The organism is Reichenbachiella agarivorans, from assembly GCF_025502585.1.
GTDB classification, from domain to species: Bacteria; Bacteroidota; Bacteroidia; order Cytophagales; family Cyclobacteriaceae; genus Reichenbachiella; species Reichenbachiella agarivorans.
In genome coordinates, this window is sequence record NZ_CP106679.1 from 2,376,847 (window position 1) to 2,392,678 (window position 15,832).

Consider the following 15,832-nt stretch of genomic DNA (forward strand, 5'->3'; position numbering starts at 1 on the left):
TGGTCACGAATCAATCCAATAATTTGATTGGTGACCGATTTTCCCTAGCTTTGTAAAATCAATATCAAGAAATACAAGAAACGGTTTCAGGAATGAGACCGTTCTTTTTTATTTATAAACATACTAAAAATGGGAGTTTCATATTACACAGAGGAAGGTCTTCAAAAATTGAAGGCTGAGTTGAACGATCTCAGAACGAAGGGGAGAACTGACATTGCCAAGCAAATTGCGGAAGCAAGAGACAAGGGAGATTTGAGTGAAAACGCTGAGTACGATGCTGCTAAGGATGCTCAAGGTCTACTTGAGTTGAAGATTGCCAAGTTGGAAGCAGTGGTAGGAAATGCGCGTGTCATTGATGAATCTCAAATTGACACATCTAAAGTTTCGATCCTATCCAAAGTGAAAATTAAGAATGTCAAAAATGGCATGGAGGTGAAGTACATGCTCGTAGCAGAAGAGGAGGCAGATTTGAAATCAGGAAAAATCTCTATCAAATCACCCATAGGCAAGGGATTGCTAGGCTTGAAAATTGGTGACATAGCTACAGTACAAGCACCGGCAGGCAACATTGACTTTGAAATATTAGAAATAGGGCTTTAAGATGGCAAGTATATTCACGAAAATCATCAACCGAGAGATACCTGCCCATATAGTTGCCGAAACAGAAGATTACATTGCATTTTTAGATATCAATCCTTTGGTAGAAGGGCATTGTCTTGCCGTCCCGAAAAAGGAAGTTGATTATATCTTTGATTTAGAGGATGACGTTCTTTTAGGTCTGCATCGTTTTGCAAAAAAAGTCGCATTGGGTATTCAAGCTGTAGTGCCATGCCTGAGAGTAGGTGTGACAGTGATCGGATTGGAAGTACCCCATGCCCATGTGCATTTGATACCCATGCAGTCGATGGATGATATGAATTTTTCTAAACCCAAATTGTGTTTGGGAAAAGAAGAGCTGTCCTTGATGGCTAAGAATATCAAAGGAGCCATCTTGCTATAAAAACCCCATGCCAGCAGTACCAAAAGTAGAAATAAGAAAAGTTCATACCTATACAGGACATCAGGACGCCGTCTATACGGTGGTGTCCGGAGGCAAGGATGAACTGTTTTATTCGGCGGGTGGAGATGGCTATGTGATTGAGTGGGATCTCAACCAACATGAAAACGGCAGACTCATTGCCAAAGTCCCTGCATCCGTCTATGCGCTCTGCTATGTGCCCGAGATCGATGTGCTGATTGTAGGACAAAACTATGAAGGTCTCCACCTGATCCAGCTCTCTGATAGGACTGAAGTAGGATCCTTGAAACTGAATACCCTAGCTATTTATGACATCAAAGTCTACAATGGGTTGATTCTAGTAGCTACAGCAGGAGGAGAGTTTTTTATCATTGATTTGAAAACGCTGAAGATTCTTAAGAAGTCTATCATTTCAGATCAGAACTTGAGGACTATTTTGGTGGTCAACGATCATGAGTGTCTGGTAGGAACAAGTGATGGTCATATTGTATCCATTGATTTGTATTCTTATGAGATTCAAGATCAGACGCATGCACATGACAAGTCTGTTTTTTCCTTGGCTCACCAGGCACAAGACCATGTGTTGATCTCAGGAGGACGAGATGCCCGACTCAAATATTGGTCAGTCGTAGGTGCTGAGCTGACGCTACTAGAGAGTATCAACGCTCACATGTACGCGATCAATGAAGTGGTTTTTAGTCCCGATTCACAATTGTTGGCGACAGCCAGCATGGACAAAACGATCAAAATATGGCAGTACAAAGAACGCCGATTGATCAAGGTCATAGACAAAGCAAGACATGGTGGGCATCTAACCTCTGTGAATAAACTGTTGTGGACAAGGTTTAATAATTTTTTGATTTCGTGTAGCGACGACCGTTCAATATCCGTATGGGATATTAATATTGCAGAATAATGCGTATTATTGCGTAAGGAAGCCGCCCTTAGAATAAATAAACTACCAAATTTTACGTGCTAATTATGTAATTTTAATTAGATGAGACCTGTTTTATCGATGGTTTTGTTTGGTTGAGCAAACTCTCAGTGACTACTGTGAGTATGGTTAAAAGTTTAAGTTATGAAAATCACACCTCTAGAAATTAGGCAAAAATCTTTTGAAAAGGCCTTTCGCGGTATCAACAAAGAAGAAGTTCATGCGTTTTTATTGTCCCTGTCTCACGAATGGGAGCGCTTGCTCGATGAAAAAAAGGGACTTAGTACACAAGTAGAAAAGCTGGAAAAGGAGGTTCAAAAACTGCGAGAGGTAGAAAATACCTTATTCAAAACCCTCAAAACCGCAGAAGATACTGGCGCTAGTGTGGTGGATCAGGCCAACAAAATGGCTGAACTACACATGAGAGAGACGCAGATCAATGCAGAAGCCTTGATGAATGATGCCAAAAACAAAGCCAGAGCCATGATAGACAGAGCCGAGGATCAGGCCAAAGAAATCATCAATGAAATGACCAATGAGGTCAAAGAACTAGAGGAAGACTACCGAATCATCGAGAACCAAAGAGACAATGTGATTTCTCAACTCCGAGTTTTGTCTGGCGATATGATGAACAAGGTCGAAAAAATCAAGCATCAAGAATCAGGCATAGAAACACACTTGAAGAAGGTGAAGCGCATGCTTCGTGAAACCAGTGAGCGTGTAGAGCACAAAGCTGAGTCTATCAATTTTGATTCAGAAGAATTTGCCAAGCCGACACCAGTGGTGGTCCCCAAGGCAAAATTGGAAGTAGCCACGGATGAATTTGGGATTTCTGAGAATGACAAACGTCAAGTGAAGAAGAATTACATCATGGATAGCAATCCTATCTCACGAGAGCCAGCGACCAAACCCAAAGCACTTTCTGTAGAGAAGAAAGTCTCCAACAAAGACCTGTCTTTTTTTGATCAGTTAGAAGATTAATCACATGCTAGTAAAGCTGGAAGGCCTAGATTTCTTTTCACATCATGGGTTCTATGATCAGGAGAGAGAAATTGGAAACAAGTACACCATCGATGTAGAAGTAGAGTTGGCTGATCCCATCGAGATCAATGATGACAATCTTTATGCTACGGTAAACTATGAGGTGATCTATAGTATCGTTGACGAGGTAATGAAGATTTCTACCAAACTATTGGAGACCCTGGCCATTACTATCAATCAAAGAGTCATTCGCAGTTTTCCTGCGATTATTTCTGTACAAACGACAGTCAGCAAACACAATCCCCCCATCAAAGGCGTTTGTCACAAGGCTTCTGTGACATTGAAGACTGTGCTTTAAATCAACTTTGACTCAAGACACTTTCTCTCCGGGTTTGATAAAGCTAAAGCCACGGGCGTCTGACTCTTCTATAAAATCCACTTCTAGACCTATCAAATACATGACGTGCTTTTTGTCAATCACGATGGGAATGTCTTGTTGTGAGTAGGTGATGTCACCATCGTTGGCCTTGTCAAATCCTATGACATAGCCTAGAGCTCCACAACCACCTCCTTTGATTCCTATCCTCAACGAGTAATCTTTGGGAATTCCCTTGTTGTCCATAATATTGCGGACTTCTGCGATGGCTTTGGTGGTAATGTTGACGGGTTCGATATCCATGAATTGATTTGCTACGTTGCTAATGCAAAATTACTTATTTTTGATTTACACTTTAACCTGAATGATGCAATTCAGGCGTTAATGGTTATTTGATACATGGTTAATGGTATTGAAATCAATGATTTGAACATTCAATCCAACTATTTGTGATAACCATTCATTATTCACACTTGAATGAAACCATTCAGGTATAAACGAAACTTTAGTTGGAAGCACTCATTGAATTTGGAAAAATAATCCTCCCTGCAGGATTGGTATTGTACGCCATGTATTTGGTCGCGCGTATGTTTATCAGAAAAGAATTTGACAGCAAGCTGATAGAGATCAAACTCAAGAATACAGAGATTGTTTTGCCGCTCAGATTGCAAGCCTATGAACGCATTTGTTTGTATCTCGAAAGGATCACCCCTAAAAACCTGATCGTCAGATTGAATGTTGGAGGGATGACAGCTATTGAATTTCAGCATGTGCTATTGCATGAGGTGAGAGAAGAATTCTCTCACAACCTATCACAGCAGGTGTACATGAGTGTACCTGCATGGGAAGTGGTCAAAAATGCCATGGATGAGATCGTTATGATCATCAATGAGGCTGCTGGGACGCTGGGCCAGGATGCCCAAAGCATAGATTTGGCAAGGAAAGTGTTTGAAAGAGTCATGGCTCAGGAATCTTTGCAGGTAGATCGTGCGTTAGTCTTTGTGAAGGAAGAAATCCAAAAGAATTTTTAACTCCAATGTTATGAACAAGGAAAAGGTATTTAAAAAGTATAAGGAAAAAGCAGAAGGCTTGTTGAGCGATAATCACAGGGTGAGCAACTTGATAAGTTCGGCTACCGAGAAACTCAAAGGAATCATGAGTAGCAACGAACAGCTCAAGGATTTCTCTTACAAGGTGATGGTAGTCTTGAGAATGCTCAAAGCGCAGGTCACTGGAGAATACCGCGAAATTCCTTGGAGAACACTCTTGTTGTCCGCTGGAGCGATGTTGTATTTTATTACACCACTGGATGTGATCCCTGACTTCATTCCAGCATTGGGATTGACTGATGATATTGCCATTCTTTTTTGGGTGTACAACAGCGTCAAGGAGGACATTGAGCGATTTGAAATGTGGGAAAATACGCTTGAATTGGAGGTAGAGGATGAATCCTAAGAAGTTGCAGAAAATCGGGGTATTGGGAGGATTTCTCCTTTTATTCCTCGGGACAGCCGAATTTTTGAGGTCTTACAAGCTCGGTGAACCTAAGTGGAATTACCTGGTGATGGTATTTGGAATGGCCATTGTGCTTACCACCACTCTTTTCAGAAAAAGAAGAACCTAATTCTAGGTCGAAGACTCCCTTATTTTCTTAATTTTACCGCTTTGTTTTATCCAAAGCTAAATTGCTTATTTATAAATGAAGATTTCACTTAATTGGTTAAAGGAATACATAGATCTGGAAGAAGGGATTGAGAAAATCTCACAAACTCTGACCAGTACGGGATTGGAAGTAGAAGGCTATGAAGAAGTAGAAGAAATCGAAGGAAGCTTAGCTGGTCTGGTGATAGGAGAAGTAATGACCTGTCAACCACATCCAGACGCTGATAAATTGAGCTTGACGACTGTGGACATAGGAGCGGATGAATTATCACCCATTGTTTGCGGCGCACCCAATGTCGCAGCAGGACAAAAGGTAGTGGTAGCGACAGTAGGAGCCACCCTGTATCCAGTGGGAGGAGAATCTTTTCAAAATCAAAAAGGCCAAAATCAGGGGGGCAGAATCGCTTGGGATGATTTGTGCTGAAGACGAGATAGGTTTAGGTAGCTCGCACGATGGTATCATGATATTGGATACGGATTTGCCAAACGGTACGCCAGCGGCAGATTATTTTAAGCCAAGTATAGATACAGTCATTGAGATAGGTCTTACGCCCAACAGAGCAGATGCTGCTTCGCATTTTGGGGTGGCTCGTGACTTGAAAGCCGCCTTTGGTCGTGCTGTCAAGTTCCCAGATTTGTCGGGTTTCAAGGTAGATAATAGCTCTCGCCCTGTACAAGTCGTCGTGGAGAATTTGGATGCGTGTCCTAGATACGCTGGATTGACGATGACGAATATCAAAGTTGAGGATTCTCCAAAGTGGCTCAAGGCAAAGTTGAATAGCATAGGTCTAGCACCTATCAACAATGTGGTGGATGTGACCAATTTCGTGTTGCACTCGCTTGGGCAACCGATGCATGCTTTTGATTTGAGTGAGATCAAAGGAGACAAAGTGGTAGTTAAGACCTTGGCAGAAGGAACTACGTTTGTCACTTTGGATGAGAAAGAAAGAAAACTGTCAGCCAAAGATTTGATGATATGCAATGAATCAGAAGGGATGTGCATTGCTGGGGTTTTCGGTGGAGTAAAATCTGGTGTAAAGGATACTACTACAGAGATATTTCTGGAGTCAGCATATTTCTCGTCAGATTATGTGCGCAACACTGCGACGAGACATGGCTTGAAGACCGATGCATCATTTAGATTTGAGCGAGGAACTGATCCGAGGATGGTCATCGATGCTTTGAAATGGGCCGCTCTGTTGATCAAGGAATTGACAGGAGGCCAGATCAGCTCGGAGATAGTTGATATTTACCCAACTGAAATCAAAGATCAGCAAGTAAAGATGTCATACAAGAATATCGATCGACTCATAGGCGTGCAATTGCCCAAGGAGACTATCAAGACCATTTTGGAGGACTTGGATATTCAGGTGACAGAAGCTACCGAAGCAGGATTTGTGGCGGTAGTGCCTCCTTATCGATTTGATGTTACAAGAGAAGCTGATGTGATCGAGGAGATTTTGCGTATCTATGGCTACAACAATGTAGAGCTAGAGGAGTACTCCTCAGCTGGATATTTGGCTAATTTTCCCACACCAGACAAAGATAAAATACAAGAGAAGGCAGGTTTGTACCTGTCAGCATTGGGGATGAACGAGATCATGAGCAACTCTCTATCCAATCCTGACTACTATGTCAAGGCGGGATTGTGGTCGATGGATGAAAATGTAGCAGTCCTCAATAAATTGAGTGAAGAGTTGGGTGTGATGCGTCAGACCTTGGTCTTTTCTGGTTTAGAGTCGCTCAAACACAATATCAACAGAAAGCAACCCAATCTTAAGTTTTTCGAATTCGGAAAAATCTATCAAAAAAAAGGAGATAAGTACAAAGAGCAGGAACAATTGGCTTTGTTTTTCACAGGACAACAATCAGAGGAAAGCTGGAGTGTAAATAAAAAGTCGGTTGATTTTCATGACATGTCTGCTGTGGTTCATAAATTATTAGATAAATTTAGTGTGACAGCTGTGGATTCTGTACCGACTGAAAATCAAGTGTTTGAGTACGGTCTTGATTTGAGCGTCGATGGCAAACTGTTGATGTCTTTTGGGAAACTCAAAAGTAAACTCTGCAAGATTGTGGGTGTGAGTCAGGAAGTGTTTTATGCAGAGGTACAGTGGGCAGCGTTGCTCAAGCAGTACGGAAAAAGCACACTTTACAAGGAGGTATCCAAGTTTCCAGAGGTGAGGAGAGATTTGTCACTGGTGATTGATAAAAAAGTTCAATTCAGCGAAATCATGAGTATTGCTCAAAAGGAGAGCAAACGACTGGTGAAACGAATCAATGTATTCAGCGTGTACGAAGGGGAGAATTTAGGAGAAGGAAAGAAATCTTATGCATTGAGTTTTATCCTCCAAGATGAAAACAAAACCTTGAATGACAAGTTGATTGACAAAACCATGCAAGCATTGATGAGTGGTTTTGAAAACGAATTGAATGCGATAATTAGAAAGTAAAATGGCAGATAACCTCTTAAGATCAGAGCTCAATCAGCTCGAAAGAAAATTGATTTTGTTGTTGAATGACTTCAAGAAAAAGGATTCAGAATTAGAGGTTTTGAAGGCTGAAAATTATAAATTGAAAGAAGTTTTGGAGGAAAAGAACCGACAAATCGAAGGCTTTCAAAATAAAGATAAAATTAGTAAAATTGTGAATGGCATGGTAGTGGACGAAAGGGACACTGAAGCGTTAGGCAACTTGCTAAATGAGTATATAATTGAAGTTGATAAGTGTATTGCTCAATTGAGCGAATAAAAGATCTCAATGGGAGAATTATCAATAAAAATAAAGATTGGAAACAGAGAATACCCAATGAAGGTGCCGGCTCAAGAAGAGGCGACAATACGTGCTGCGGGTAAGAAAATAAATGAAAAGTTAAAGTTTTATCAAGAGCAGTTTCATATTGATGACAAGCAAGATTTGCTGGCAATGGTAGCGATCGATAGTTATGTACAGCTACTGCAGTCATCGGAGACACGACAGATTATTGATGAAACTGCTATGGAACAAATAAGCAAACTGAACCAACTGATCTCTGAATCTCTCTAATTATATTCATCAGAATAGAGTCTAATTGACCTTGCCATGATCATCATATATATACATCATGGAAAGTACAATTTATATTATCATCGCGATTGCTGGGATATCCATTGGATTTGCAATCAATAAAATTTTGGTCAAAAGGGCTGAAGGCAAAAAGATCAACGAAGCAGAAAGTAGAGCAGAAATCATCTTGAAGGAAGCCACTATTGATGCGGAAAATATCAAAAAGGAACGGATCATTGAGGCAAAGGAGAAGTTCCTGAAAATGAAGTCTGAGTTCGAGGAAGAATCGAATCGCAAAAAGAATCAAATCATTGCCAACGAAAACAAGGTCAAGCAACGGGAAAGTCAACTGTCCAAACAGTTTGAACAAAACAAACGAGCAGAGGCCGAACTAGAGAGTCAAAAGGAGAATCTAGAGGCACAATTGGAGATTCTGAAGCGTCGCAAAGAAGAACTGGACAAAAAGCAAGAAGAGCAAACCATGGCATTGGAGAAGATTTCTAATCTATCTGCTAGTGAAGCCATCGAGCAGCTCAAAGAGACACTCAAAGATGAGGCGCGAACCAAAGCATCATCTCATATCAAGGACATCATAGAGGAGGCAAAACTCACCGCTACCAAGGAAGCGAAGAAGATTGTCATTCAAACAATTCAACGTACAGCGACTGAGCATGCGATAGAGAATTGCGTATCTATCTTCAACATTGAGAGTGATGATGTCAAAGGAAAAATCATCGGTAGAGAAGGACGAAATATTCGTGCTTTGGAAGCCGCTACGGGTGTAGAAATCATAGTGGATGATACACCAGAGGCGATTATTATTTCAGGTTTTGATCCGGTCAGAAGAGAAGTGGCAAGACTGTCTCTACACAGGCTGGTGACGGACGGTAGAATTCACCCTGCACGTATCGAAGAGATTGTGGCCAAGACGACCAAAAACATCGAAGAAGAAATCGTAGAGATCGGAGAAAGAACGGTGATTGATCTTGGAATCCACGGACTGCATCCTGAGTTGATCAAGATGGTAGGAAGAATGAGATTCAGATCGTCATATGGTCAGAACCTGCTCCAACACTCTAGAGAGGTGGCCAAGCTTTGTGCGACACTCGCCGCAGAACTAGGCTTGAATGCAAAACTTGCTAAGAGAGCAGGATTGCTACATGATATTGGGAAAGTTTGGCCAGAGGAGCCAGAGCAACCACATGCTATCCTCGGGATGGAGTTGGCGATGAAATACAAGGAAAACAAAGAGGTATGCAATGCGATAGGTGCTCACCATGATGAGATTGAGATGACGTCTCTGATATCTCCGATTGTACAGACCTGTGATGCGATTTCTGGATCTAGACCTGGAGCCAGACGTGAGGTGATGGAGTCATACATCAAGCGATTGAAGGATCTAGAGGCCTTGGCACTTGGGTTCGAAGGGGTGCACAAATGCTATGCAATCCAGGCTGGACGTGAATTGCGTGTACTGGTAGACGCAGACAATGTATCCGATAAGCAAGCGAGCGATTTGTCTTTTGGGATTTCATCCAAAATAGAAAATGATATGCAGTACCCAGGTCAGATCAAGGTGACGGTCATCCGTGAGATGCGATCAATCAGTTACGCAAAGTAAAATCGCAAAAAGTATGAATATAAATCCCTTCTTGACTAGTGTGAGAAGGGATTTTTTGTTTGACCATTGCCGTAGTAGTTAATTGCTAACTTTGATTAAATTACAGAAATGGGAATTAAAACTTATACTGTGGATGCGTTTACGGATCAGCCATTTACGGGCAACCCCGCAGCGATTTGTCTCCTGGAAGAACCATTGACGGAGGAGCTCATGCAGCAGATTGCTGTTGAGTACAATCTCTCCGAGACAGGTTTTATAATTAGGAAATCAGAAAATCATTTTGGTGTCAGGTACTTTTCTCCACGACAAGAAATTCCGCTCTGTGGACACGCCACTCTGTCTGCTGCCAAAATACTCTTCATGCTCGATGTGCAAATGAACCAGGTGATCTTCGATACGATTGGAGGGCTTAGGCTATATTGTGAGAGGAGAGGAGATCAAATCATGATGAAGTTCCCGTTGTATGACTCTGTTGCGATCGATCTGCCTGAGCCCATGATGCAAGCTTTGGGAATCGACAAGGCAATCGCTAGTCGATTGGCAAAGGATACAAAAATGCTGCTTTTAGAGATTGAGAGTGAAGCTGTTCTGCGAACAATTAAGCCAGATTTTAAAGCCTTGGTCAATAGCTACACCGGCATTGATGGGGTAATAGTGACTGCCAAGAGCGAGAGTGATTATGATTTTGTGTCACGGTATTTCTGGCCATGGGCTGGTAGTGATGAGGATCCCGTGACGGGAGCTGCCCATACGGTATTGGCTAAATACTGGTCAGACAAGTTGGGTAAGTCGCAGCTTCATGCCTACCAAGTTTCGCAAAGAGGAGGATTTATGTTTCTTGAGCTGGATGAGAAGGGGCATCTTGAGATCACCAGCTCTGCTGTAATAATGATGACGGGTGATCTTAGGATTTAAACTGGACATAGCCCTGACATTTTTGTATATTGCCTGCAAGCATTACAGATACATTCAACCATGAAAAAGATCATTTTATACCTCTCACTTTCTCTACTAAGTTTTGTTGGTGCAGCACAAGGTACCATGACTGCCGAATTGCTTTGGCAATTGGGACGGGTCAGCCCTTTGGGTTTGTCTACTGACAAGACCAAGGTAGTTTATGGGGTGACTTATTACAACAGCGAAGAAAATACCAAATCAACCAGTTACTATACCGTGCCATTGAAAGGCGGTACAGCTGTCTCGGTAGCAGATCCCAGCACCTTGATTGCGGACAAGAATGTCTCGCCAGACGGCAAATACAAATTGAGTCATCAAGCTGTCAAGATTCAAAATGTGGCAGGCAAGGACTACTATCCTGATCTCGATCGATCCGAAGCGATGATCTATGATGACTTGATGTATAGACATTGGGATACATGGGCTGATGGTAGCTACAACCACGTTTTTCTCACGGATTTGGAGAGTGGAGAAGAGACCGATATCATGAACAATAAAGTGTTTCACTGCCCTACCCAGCCATTTGGAGGAGATGAGGATTATATTTGGAACCCGAGGAGTCACCAGGTACTATATGTCACCAAGAGCAAAACAGGCGCAGCATACGCGACCAGTACCAATACAGATATTTTTGTTTATGACCTCAACAACCTGACTACTACCAACCTGACCAAAGGGATGGAGGGCTATGATAACAGCCCTGCGTTTTCACCGACGGGGGTTCTAGCATGGTTGAGCATGAAGCGTGATGGCTATGAGTCGGACAAGAATGATATCGTGGTAGAATACCGCCAGACCAAGTACAACTTGACAGAGCATTGGGATGGTACGGTGGAGTCTTTCTTGTGGGGAGAGAAAGGTAAGAAAATTTATTTTGTGGCACCAGTGGGTGGCGCCAAGCATTTGTTTATGGTGGATTTCCCTGGCTCTGCAAGGAAGATGCCTGTCGTGCGTCAGATCACCAAGGGTCAGTTTGATGTGGTCAACATAGTAGGACAATCTGGTACTACATTGGTCGTAGGTCGCAGTGATATGAATCATGCTACAGAACTTTATGCTGTCAATCTCAAAGACGGCTCGATGAAACAATTGACGCATGTCAATGATGTAAAGTACAAAGGCATTAGCATGAGCAAGGTAGAGAAAAGGATGGTCAGCACTACAGATAATAAAAAAATGGTGACCTGGGTGATTTATCCTCCAGATTTTGATCCCAAAAAGAAATACCCAACGCTGTTGTACTGTCAGGGAGGTCCTCAGGGAGCATTGAGTCAGTTTTATTCATACAGATGGAATTTTCAACTCATGGCAGCCAAAGGCTATATCATCGTAGCACCCAACCGCAGAGGTATGCCTGGTCACGGTGTGGAATGGAATGAGCAAATCAGTACCGATTACGGAGGGCAAAATATGCAAGATTATTTAGCTGCTATCGACGATGTGGCTAAAGAAGAATATGTAGACAAAGATCGCTTGGGAGCGGTGGGAGCAAGCTATGGAGGGTATTCTGTATTCTATTTGGCAGGAATGCATGAGGGACGTTTCAAGTCTTTTATCGCTCATGATGGGATATTCAATTGGCGTAGTATGTATGGGACTACGGAAGAAATGTTTTTTGTGAATTGGGATCTGGGAGGTGCGTATTGGGAAGAAGAAAATGAAAAAGCCCAGCGATCATTCGGTGAATTTAACCCGATCAACCAAGTCTCAAAGTGGGATACACCGATCATGATCGTGCAAGGAGGGAAGGATTACCGTGTGCCAATTGGTCAGGGATTGGAGGCATTTCAAGCGGCACAATTGCAAGGAATCAAGAGTCGATTGCTTTACTTGCCAGAGGAGAATCATTGGGTGCTTTCGGCGCAAAATGCGTTGGTATGGCAGAGAGAATTTTTCAGGTGGTTGTCTGAGACTTTGTAGTGAAATGAGGCAGACAAAGAATTATAAAACGACCGTTTGATAAGTAGATTTACCTATTTTTCACTTTAGGTGGATACTTTTTTGAATGAAAGATTTTATTGATTCACTTTGTGGTCTCATAGTAAAATCCAGAAATGAAAAAAATCACTTTAATACTTATGTTGACCCTAGCTGCTGTATCAGCTATGGCACAAACAGAAGCTTTGTGGAAAAGCAATGATTTGGTAATCGAAGAAACTACTGATGAAAGTGGAAATAGGACCTATAGTTTGTTTGCCAAAGAAATGAAGTACACAGAGATGTACTATCTGTTGACTGTCAGCAGCGGTGGTATTCAGGAGGTGTACAATGACGTTTTGTATTTTGAGAAGTATTGTTCTTTGTCAAAAGGTACTAACAAAAATCTGCGCAACATGGATATTGCTTCTCGTGACGAGCAATCGATTTTTATCGTGGTGACGGGTGAGGTAGGTTTTACAATCTTGCACAAGCATGACTTGAAAAGAGTGCAAAAGGCTCTTGAAAAGAGAGCAGAGTTATTAGCTATTACTTTGGATCAGTCACCTGAGATATTGGGCTCACTCTAAGGCTCTCATTGCATCAATTAAGATTCTTTAGGTTTCTGCCTATTTCTTCGCTTTTCTTTGAAATAGGATTTGGAACTGATATAAATGGTCTTCTCTATCGTAGAGAAGACCATTTCTTTTTTGTCCGTTACCGAGACGATTTTGATTATATCTATTTCTCCTTTTGCTGCTACATCTTTCTTGATGTTTTCGATTTCTTCGGGACTGAATTCAAAGACTGCAGATGCATGTCGATCCACGGGTCTTTTGAAATAAATCGTAGAGGCTTTGTCCCAGACCACATAGTCTTTGCCCAAAATTTGTAACAATTGGATCATGTAGATAGGGTCGGTTGCCGCGAAAATACTGCCGCCAAACATGGTGCCTACATAGTTTCTGTTTTTGTAGTTCAGCCGTAGGATGATTTCGACGCGGTGCATGTCGTCAGACACGTATGTCAGTTTGCCATTGGATCGGCGATACATGGGTGCTAGGTTAAACATCCATTTGAATAGAGATGAGGGCTTGAAGAAGCGACTCAAAAACTGAAATATCTTATCGTACATCTGGGTTTGTTTGTTGTCAGTCTGAAAGATAAATGACTTTTTTGTTTTCGGAGTGAGTGAGGAGGGTATTCGTCAGGACAATCCTATTGAAACGATGACCCGTCCTGAAATATGACGATTCGACTTTTGTAAAGATGAATCTTTATTGTAGCATTTTCAATCCGATTTCCTAGTCAGGTTATAGCATTCATTTTGCTTTCAAATCTCCATCTTTCTATTCAAGGATTTTGCACAATTCAATCCATATTTGCAGCTGTATGGATAGAAACGCAGCAATAGGGATTTTTGATAGTGGTACAGGTGGATTGACTGTAGCACGCGCAGTGAAGGATTACTTGCCCAACGAAGACTTGATCTACTTTGGAGACTCTGCTCACTTGCCCTATGGGGACAAATCTGCTACTACGATTCAGTCTTATTCTATCAAAATCACCAATGTGCTACTGGAGCGTGGATGCAAGGTCATCTTGATCGCATGTAATTCTGCATCAGCTGCGGCTTTCGAACTGGTGAAGGAATATGTCGGTAGCAGAGCAAAAGTGTACAATGTAATCGATCCAGTGATCGACCTCTTGGCGGAGAAGTTCGTAGATAGAAAAGTTGGTCTGATAGGTACTTTGCAGACGGTCAATTCTGGCGTGTTTGAGACCAAAATTAAGCAAAAGAATATTGCAGTGGACTTAGTTTCATTGGCTACTCCGCTGCTGGTACCGATGATAGAGGAGGGATTCATCCATGACTCGATTAGCCATGAGATCATTGCCAAATACCTCGGTGACGAGCGATTTGAAAACATAGAAGCACTGATTTTGGGGTGTACGCACTATCCTATTATCAAACGAGACCTAAAAGAATTCTACAAAAACGAGGTAGAGTTGATTGATTCGGCTAATATTGTAGCCAAGAATTTAAAACAACAATTAGAAGCCCAGGATTTAACCAGAGAGAAAACCAAAGGTAATGACCAGTTTCTTGTATCCGATATCACTCCTGCTTTCGAAAAGGCCGCAAGTCTTTTCTTCAATCAAGATATTCATCTTGAGAAGTACCCGCTATGGGAGTAATTGTTGTTGTTGCTGATTGATAAATTATCATCCGAAAACTAGCTGATATCTAGCACTGTTTTCCCTGCTTAATTTTTTAAATTACGATTTCAAAATCAATCAATGATAGCGTTTCTTATCTATCTTCCTTTTCTACTGGTCTTTGTCATTTTCGCGGTGTATGCGGAGAGGAAAGTGTCTGCGTTCATGCAAGACAGACTTGGCCCTATGGTTGTAGGCAAATACGGTATCCTTCAGTCTTTTGCTGATGTACTCAAAATGATGCAAAAGGAGGATATCATTGCGCTGGCTGCTGACAGAAAGCTCTTCGTCATTGCGCCATTGGTTATTTTCGTTTCGGTATTTACAGGATTTGCAGTATTGCCACTTACTGTCAATATCCAGGGCTCAGCTGCGGAAACAGGCATCTACTTTTTACTGGCGGTGATTTCGCTGGATGTAATAGGCATACTGATGGCAGGCTGGGGATCGAATAGCAAGTTTTCACTTTTTGGTGCGATGCGTTCGGTGGCACAGATCGTGTCTTATGAGATTCCTTTGGGATTGTCCATTCTTTGCGTGATCATGCTGACTCAGACTTTGAGTCTTCAAGAAATTTCTTTCCAACAGGTGGGTACATTGGGATTTATCAACTGGAACATCATTCAATATCCATTTCTATTCATACCGTTTGTGATTTATTTCATAGCCTCTTTGGCCGAATCCAATAGGACACCTTTTGATTTGCCAGAGGCGGAATCAGAGCTGATTGGCGGTTTTCATACCGAGTACTCAGGATTCAGATGGGCGGTCATCATGCTCTCGGAGTATGGGATGATGCTTTTGGTTTCTTTGATTGCTGTGATACTTTTCTTTGGGAGTTGGAATACACCACTGCCTAATGTAGGGCCTGTATTATTGGGGGACTGGACTTCAGGAACTGCGGGAGAACTGTCATCAGATCTTTGGGGTACGTTTTGGTTGCTGTCCAAGGCGATGCTTATGATTTTCTTACAAATGTGGGTGAGATGGACCTACCCTAGAATCAGGGTGGATCAGATGATGTCATTGAGTTGGAAGTACCTGACTCCTATTGGGCTATTCATGGTGTTTGTTTCGGGATTTTGGAAAATATGGATGTAA

At 42.0% G+C, this 15,832-nt stretch carries 19 protein-coding genes; 17 read left to right on the forward strand and 2 right to left on the reverse strand.

All coding sequences use genetic code 11. The features are described 5' to 3' along the window. The first annotated feature begins 129 nt into the window (after positions 1-129). The 5 genes from greA (at position 130) to folB (ending at position 3,291) form a co-directional block, all read left to right on the forward strand. Positions 130-600 (forward strand): transcription elongation factor GreA, encoded by a 471-nt coding sequence (gene greA / locus N6H18_RS09880; protein ID WP_262308109.1) that lies wholly within the window; start codon positions 130-132, stop codon positions 598-600. A 1-nt stretch (position 601) separates the two neighbouring features. Beyond that, positions 602-1,000 (forward strand): HIT family protein, encoded by a 399-nt coding sequence (locus tag N6H18_RS09885; protein ID WP_262308110.1) that lies wholly within the window; start codon positions 602-604, stop codon positions 998-1,000. Between the two features lie 7 nt (positions 1,001-1,007). Next, positions 1,008-1,934, forward strand: a complete 927-nt coding sequence (locus N6H18_RS09890; RefSeq protein WP_262308111.1) for a WD40 repeat domain-containing protein — start codon at positions 1,008-1,010, stop codon at positions 1,932-1,934. 162 nt (positions 1,935-2,096) lie between these two features. Then, complete coding sequence (locus N6H18_RS09895; protein ID WP_262308112.1) at positions 2,097-2,933, forward strand: DivIVA domain-containing protein; 837 nt, start codon at positions 2,097-2,099, stop codon at positions 2,931-2,933. A 4-nt stretch (positions 2,934-2,937) separates the two neighbouring features. After that, entirely contained in the window at positions 2,938-3,291 is a 354-nt protein-coding gene (gene folB / locus N6H18_RS09900) for a dihydroneopterin aldolase (RefSeq protein ID WP_262308113.1), read from the forward strand. Between the two features lie 12 nt (positions 3,292-3,303). Here the strand turns inward: folB and N6H18_RS09905 are convergent, their stop codons facing one another. Continuing rightward, entirely contained in the window at positions 3,304-3,612 is a 309-nt protein-coding gene (locus tag N6H18_RS09905; protein ID WP_262308114.1) for a HesB/IscA family protein, read from the reverse strand. Between the two features lie 206 nt (positions 3,613-3,818). Between N6H18_RS09905 and N6H18_RS09910 the strand changes: the two genes are divergently transcribed. The 10 genes from N6H18_RS09910 to N6H18_RS09950 all read left to right on the forward strand — a co-directional run bounded on the left by N6H18_RS09910 (position 3,819) and on the right by N6H18_RS09950 (position 13,101). Continuing rightward, positions 3,819-4,340, forward strand: a complete 522-nt coding sequence (locus tag N6H18_RS09910) for a DUF7935 family protein (protein ID WP_262308115.1) — start codon at positions 3,819-3,821, stop codon at positions 4,338-4,340. 10 nt (positions 4,341-4,350) lie between these two features. Then, positions 4,351-4,764: a YkvA family protein gene (locus N6H18_RS09915; RefSeq protein WP_262308116.1), complete on the forward strand. Its 414-nt coding sequence runs from the start codon at positions 4,351-4,353 to the stop codon at positions 4,762-4,764. Positions 4,765-5,008: 244 nt separating this feature from the next. Then, positions 5,009-5,395, forward strand: a complete 387-nt coding sequence (locus N6H18_RS18645; RefSeq protein WP_316044793.1) for a hypothetical protein — start codon at positions 5,009-5,011, stop codon at positions 5,393-5,395. Beyond that, positions 5,382-7,424: a phenylalanine--tRNA ligase subunit beta gene (pheT, locus tag N6H18_RS09920; protein WP_316044794.1), complete on the forward strand. Its 2,043-nt coding sequence runs from the start codon at positions 5,382-5,384 to the stop codon at positions 7,422-7,424. The genes N6H18_RS18645 and pheT overlap by 14 nt, the downstream gene beginning before the upstream one ends. A gap of 1 nt (position 7,425) precedes the next feature. Then, positions 7,426-7,722 carry a hypothetical protein gene (locus tag N6H18_RS09925; RefSeq protein WP_262308117.1) on the forward strand — a complete coding sequence of 99 codons (297 nt, stop codon included), beginning with the start codon at positions 7,426-7,428 and terminating at the stop codon, positions 7,720-7,722. Positions 7,723-7,731: 9 nt separating this feature from the next. Further along, a complete protein-coding gene (locus tag N6H18_RS09930; RefSeq protein ID WP_262308118.1) occupies positions 7,732-8,016 on the forward strand; it encodes a cell division protein ZapA in 285 nt (94 codons plus the stop codon). 58 nt (positions 8,017-8,074) lie between these two features. Further along, a complete protein-coding gene (gene rny / locus N6H18_RS09935) occupies positions 8,075-9,637 on the forward strand; it encodes a ribonuclease Y (protein WP_262308119.1) in 1,563 nt (520 codons plus the stop codon). A gap of 108 nt (positions 9,638-9,745) precedes the next feature. Further along, positions 9,746-10,552 (forward strand): PhzF family phenazine biosynthesis protein, encoded by an 807-nt coding sequence (locus N6H18_RS09940; RefSeq protein ID WP_262308120.1) that lies wholly within the window; start codon positions 9,746-9,748, stop codon positions 10,550-10,552. 60 nt (positions 10,553-10,612) lie between these two features. Beyond that, a complete protein-coding gene (locus tag N6H18_RS09945; protein ID WP_262308121.1) occupies positions 10,613-12,514 on the forward strand; it encodes a S9 family peptidase in 1,902 nt (633 codons plus the stop codon). Positions 12,515-12,648: 134 nt separating this feature from the next. Continuing rightward, positions 12,649-13,101 (forward strand): hypothetical protein, encoded by a 453-nt coding sequence (locus N6H18_RS09950; RefSeq protein ID WP_262308122.1) that lies wholly within the window; start codon positions 12,649-12,651, stop codon positions 13,099-13,101. A 17-nt stretch (positions 13,102-13,118) separates the two neighbouring features. On the opposite strand, the gene N6H18_RS09955 is transcribed toward N6H18_RS09950, so the two are convergent. Continuing rightward, entirely contained in the window at positions 13,119-13,646 is a 528-nt protein-coding gene (locus N6H18_RS09955) for a DUF4442 domain-containing protein (RefSeq protein ID WP_262308123.1), read from the reverse strand. 257 nt (positions 13,647-13,903) lie between these two features. On the opposite strand from N6H18_RS09955, the gene murI reads away from it, so the two are divergent. Together murI and nuoH are read left to right on the forward strand one after the other, a co-directional pair. Then, the gene (gene murI / locus N6H18_RS09960; protein ID WP_262308124.1) at positions 13,904-14,710 is read left to right on the forward strand and encodes a glutamate racemase; all 807 of its coding nucleotides are present in this window, start codon (positions 13,904-13,906) and stop codon (positions 14,708-14,710) included. A gap of 102 nt (positions 14,711-14,812) precedes the next feature. Beyond that, complete coding sequence (gene nuoH, locus N6H18_RS09965; RefSeq protein ID WP_262308125.1) at positions 14,813-15,832, forward strand: NADH-quinone oxidoreductase subunit NuoH; 1,020 nt, start codon at positions 14,813-14,815, stop codon at positions 15,830-15,832.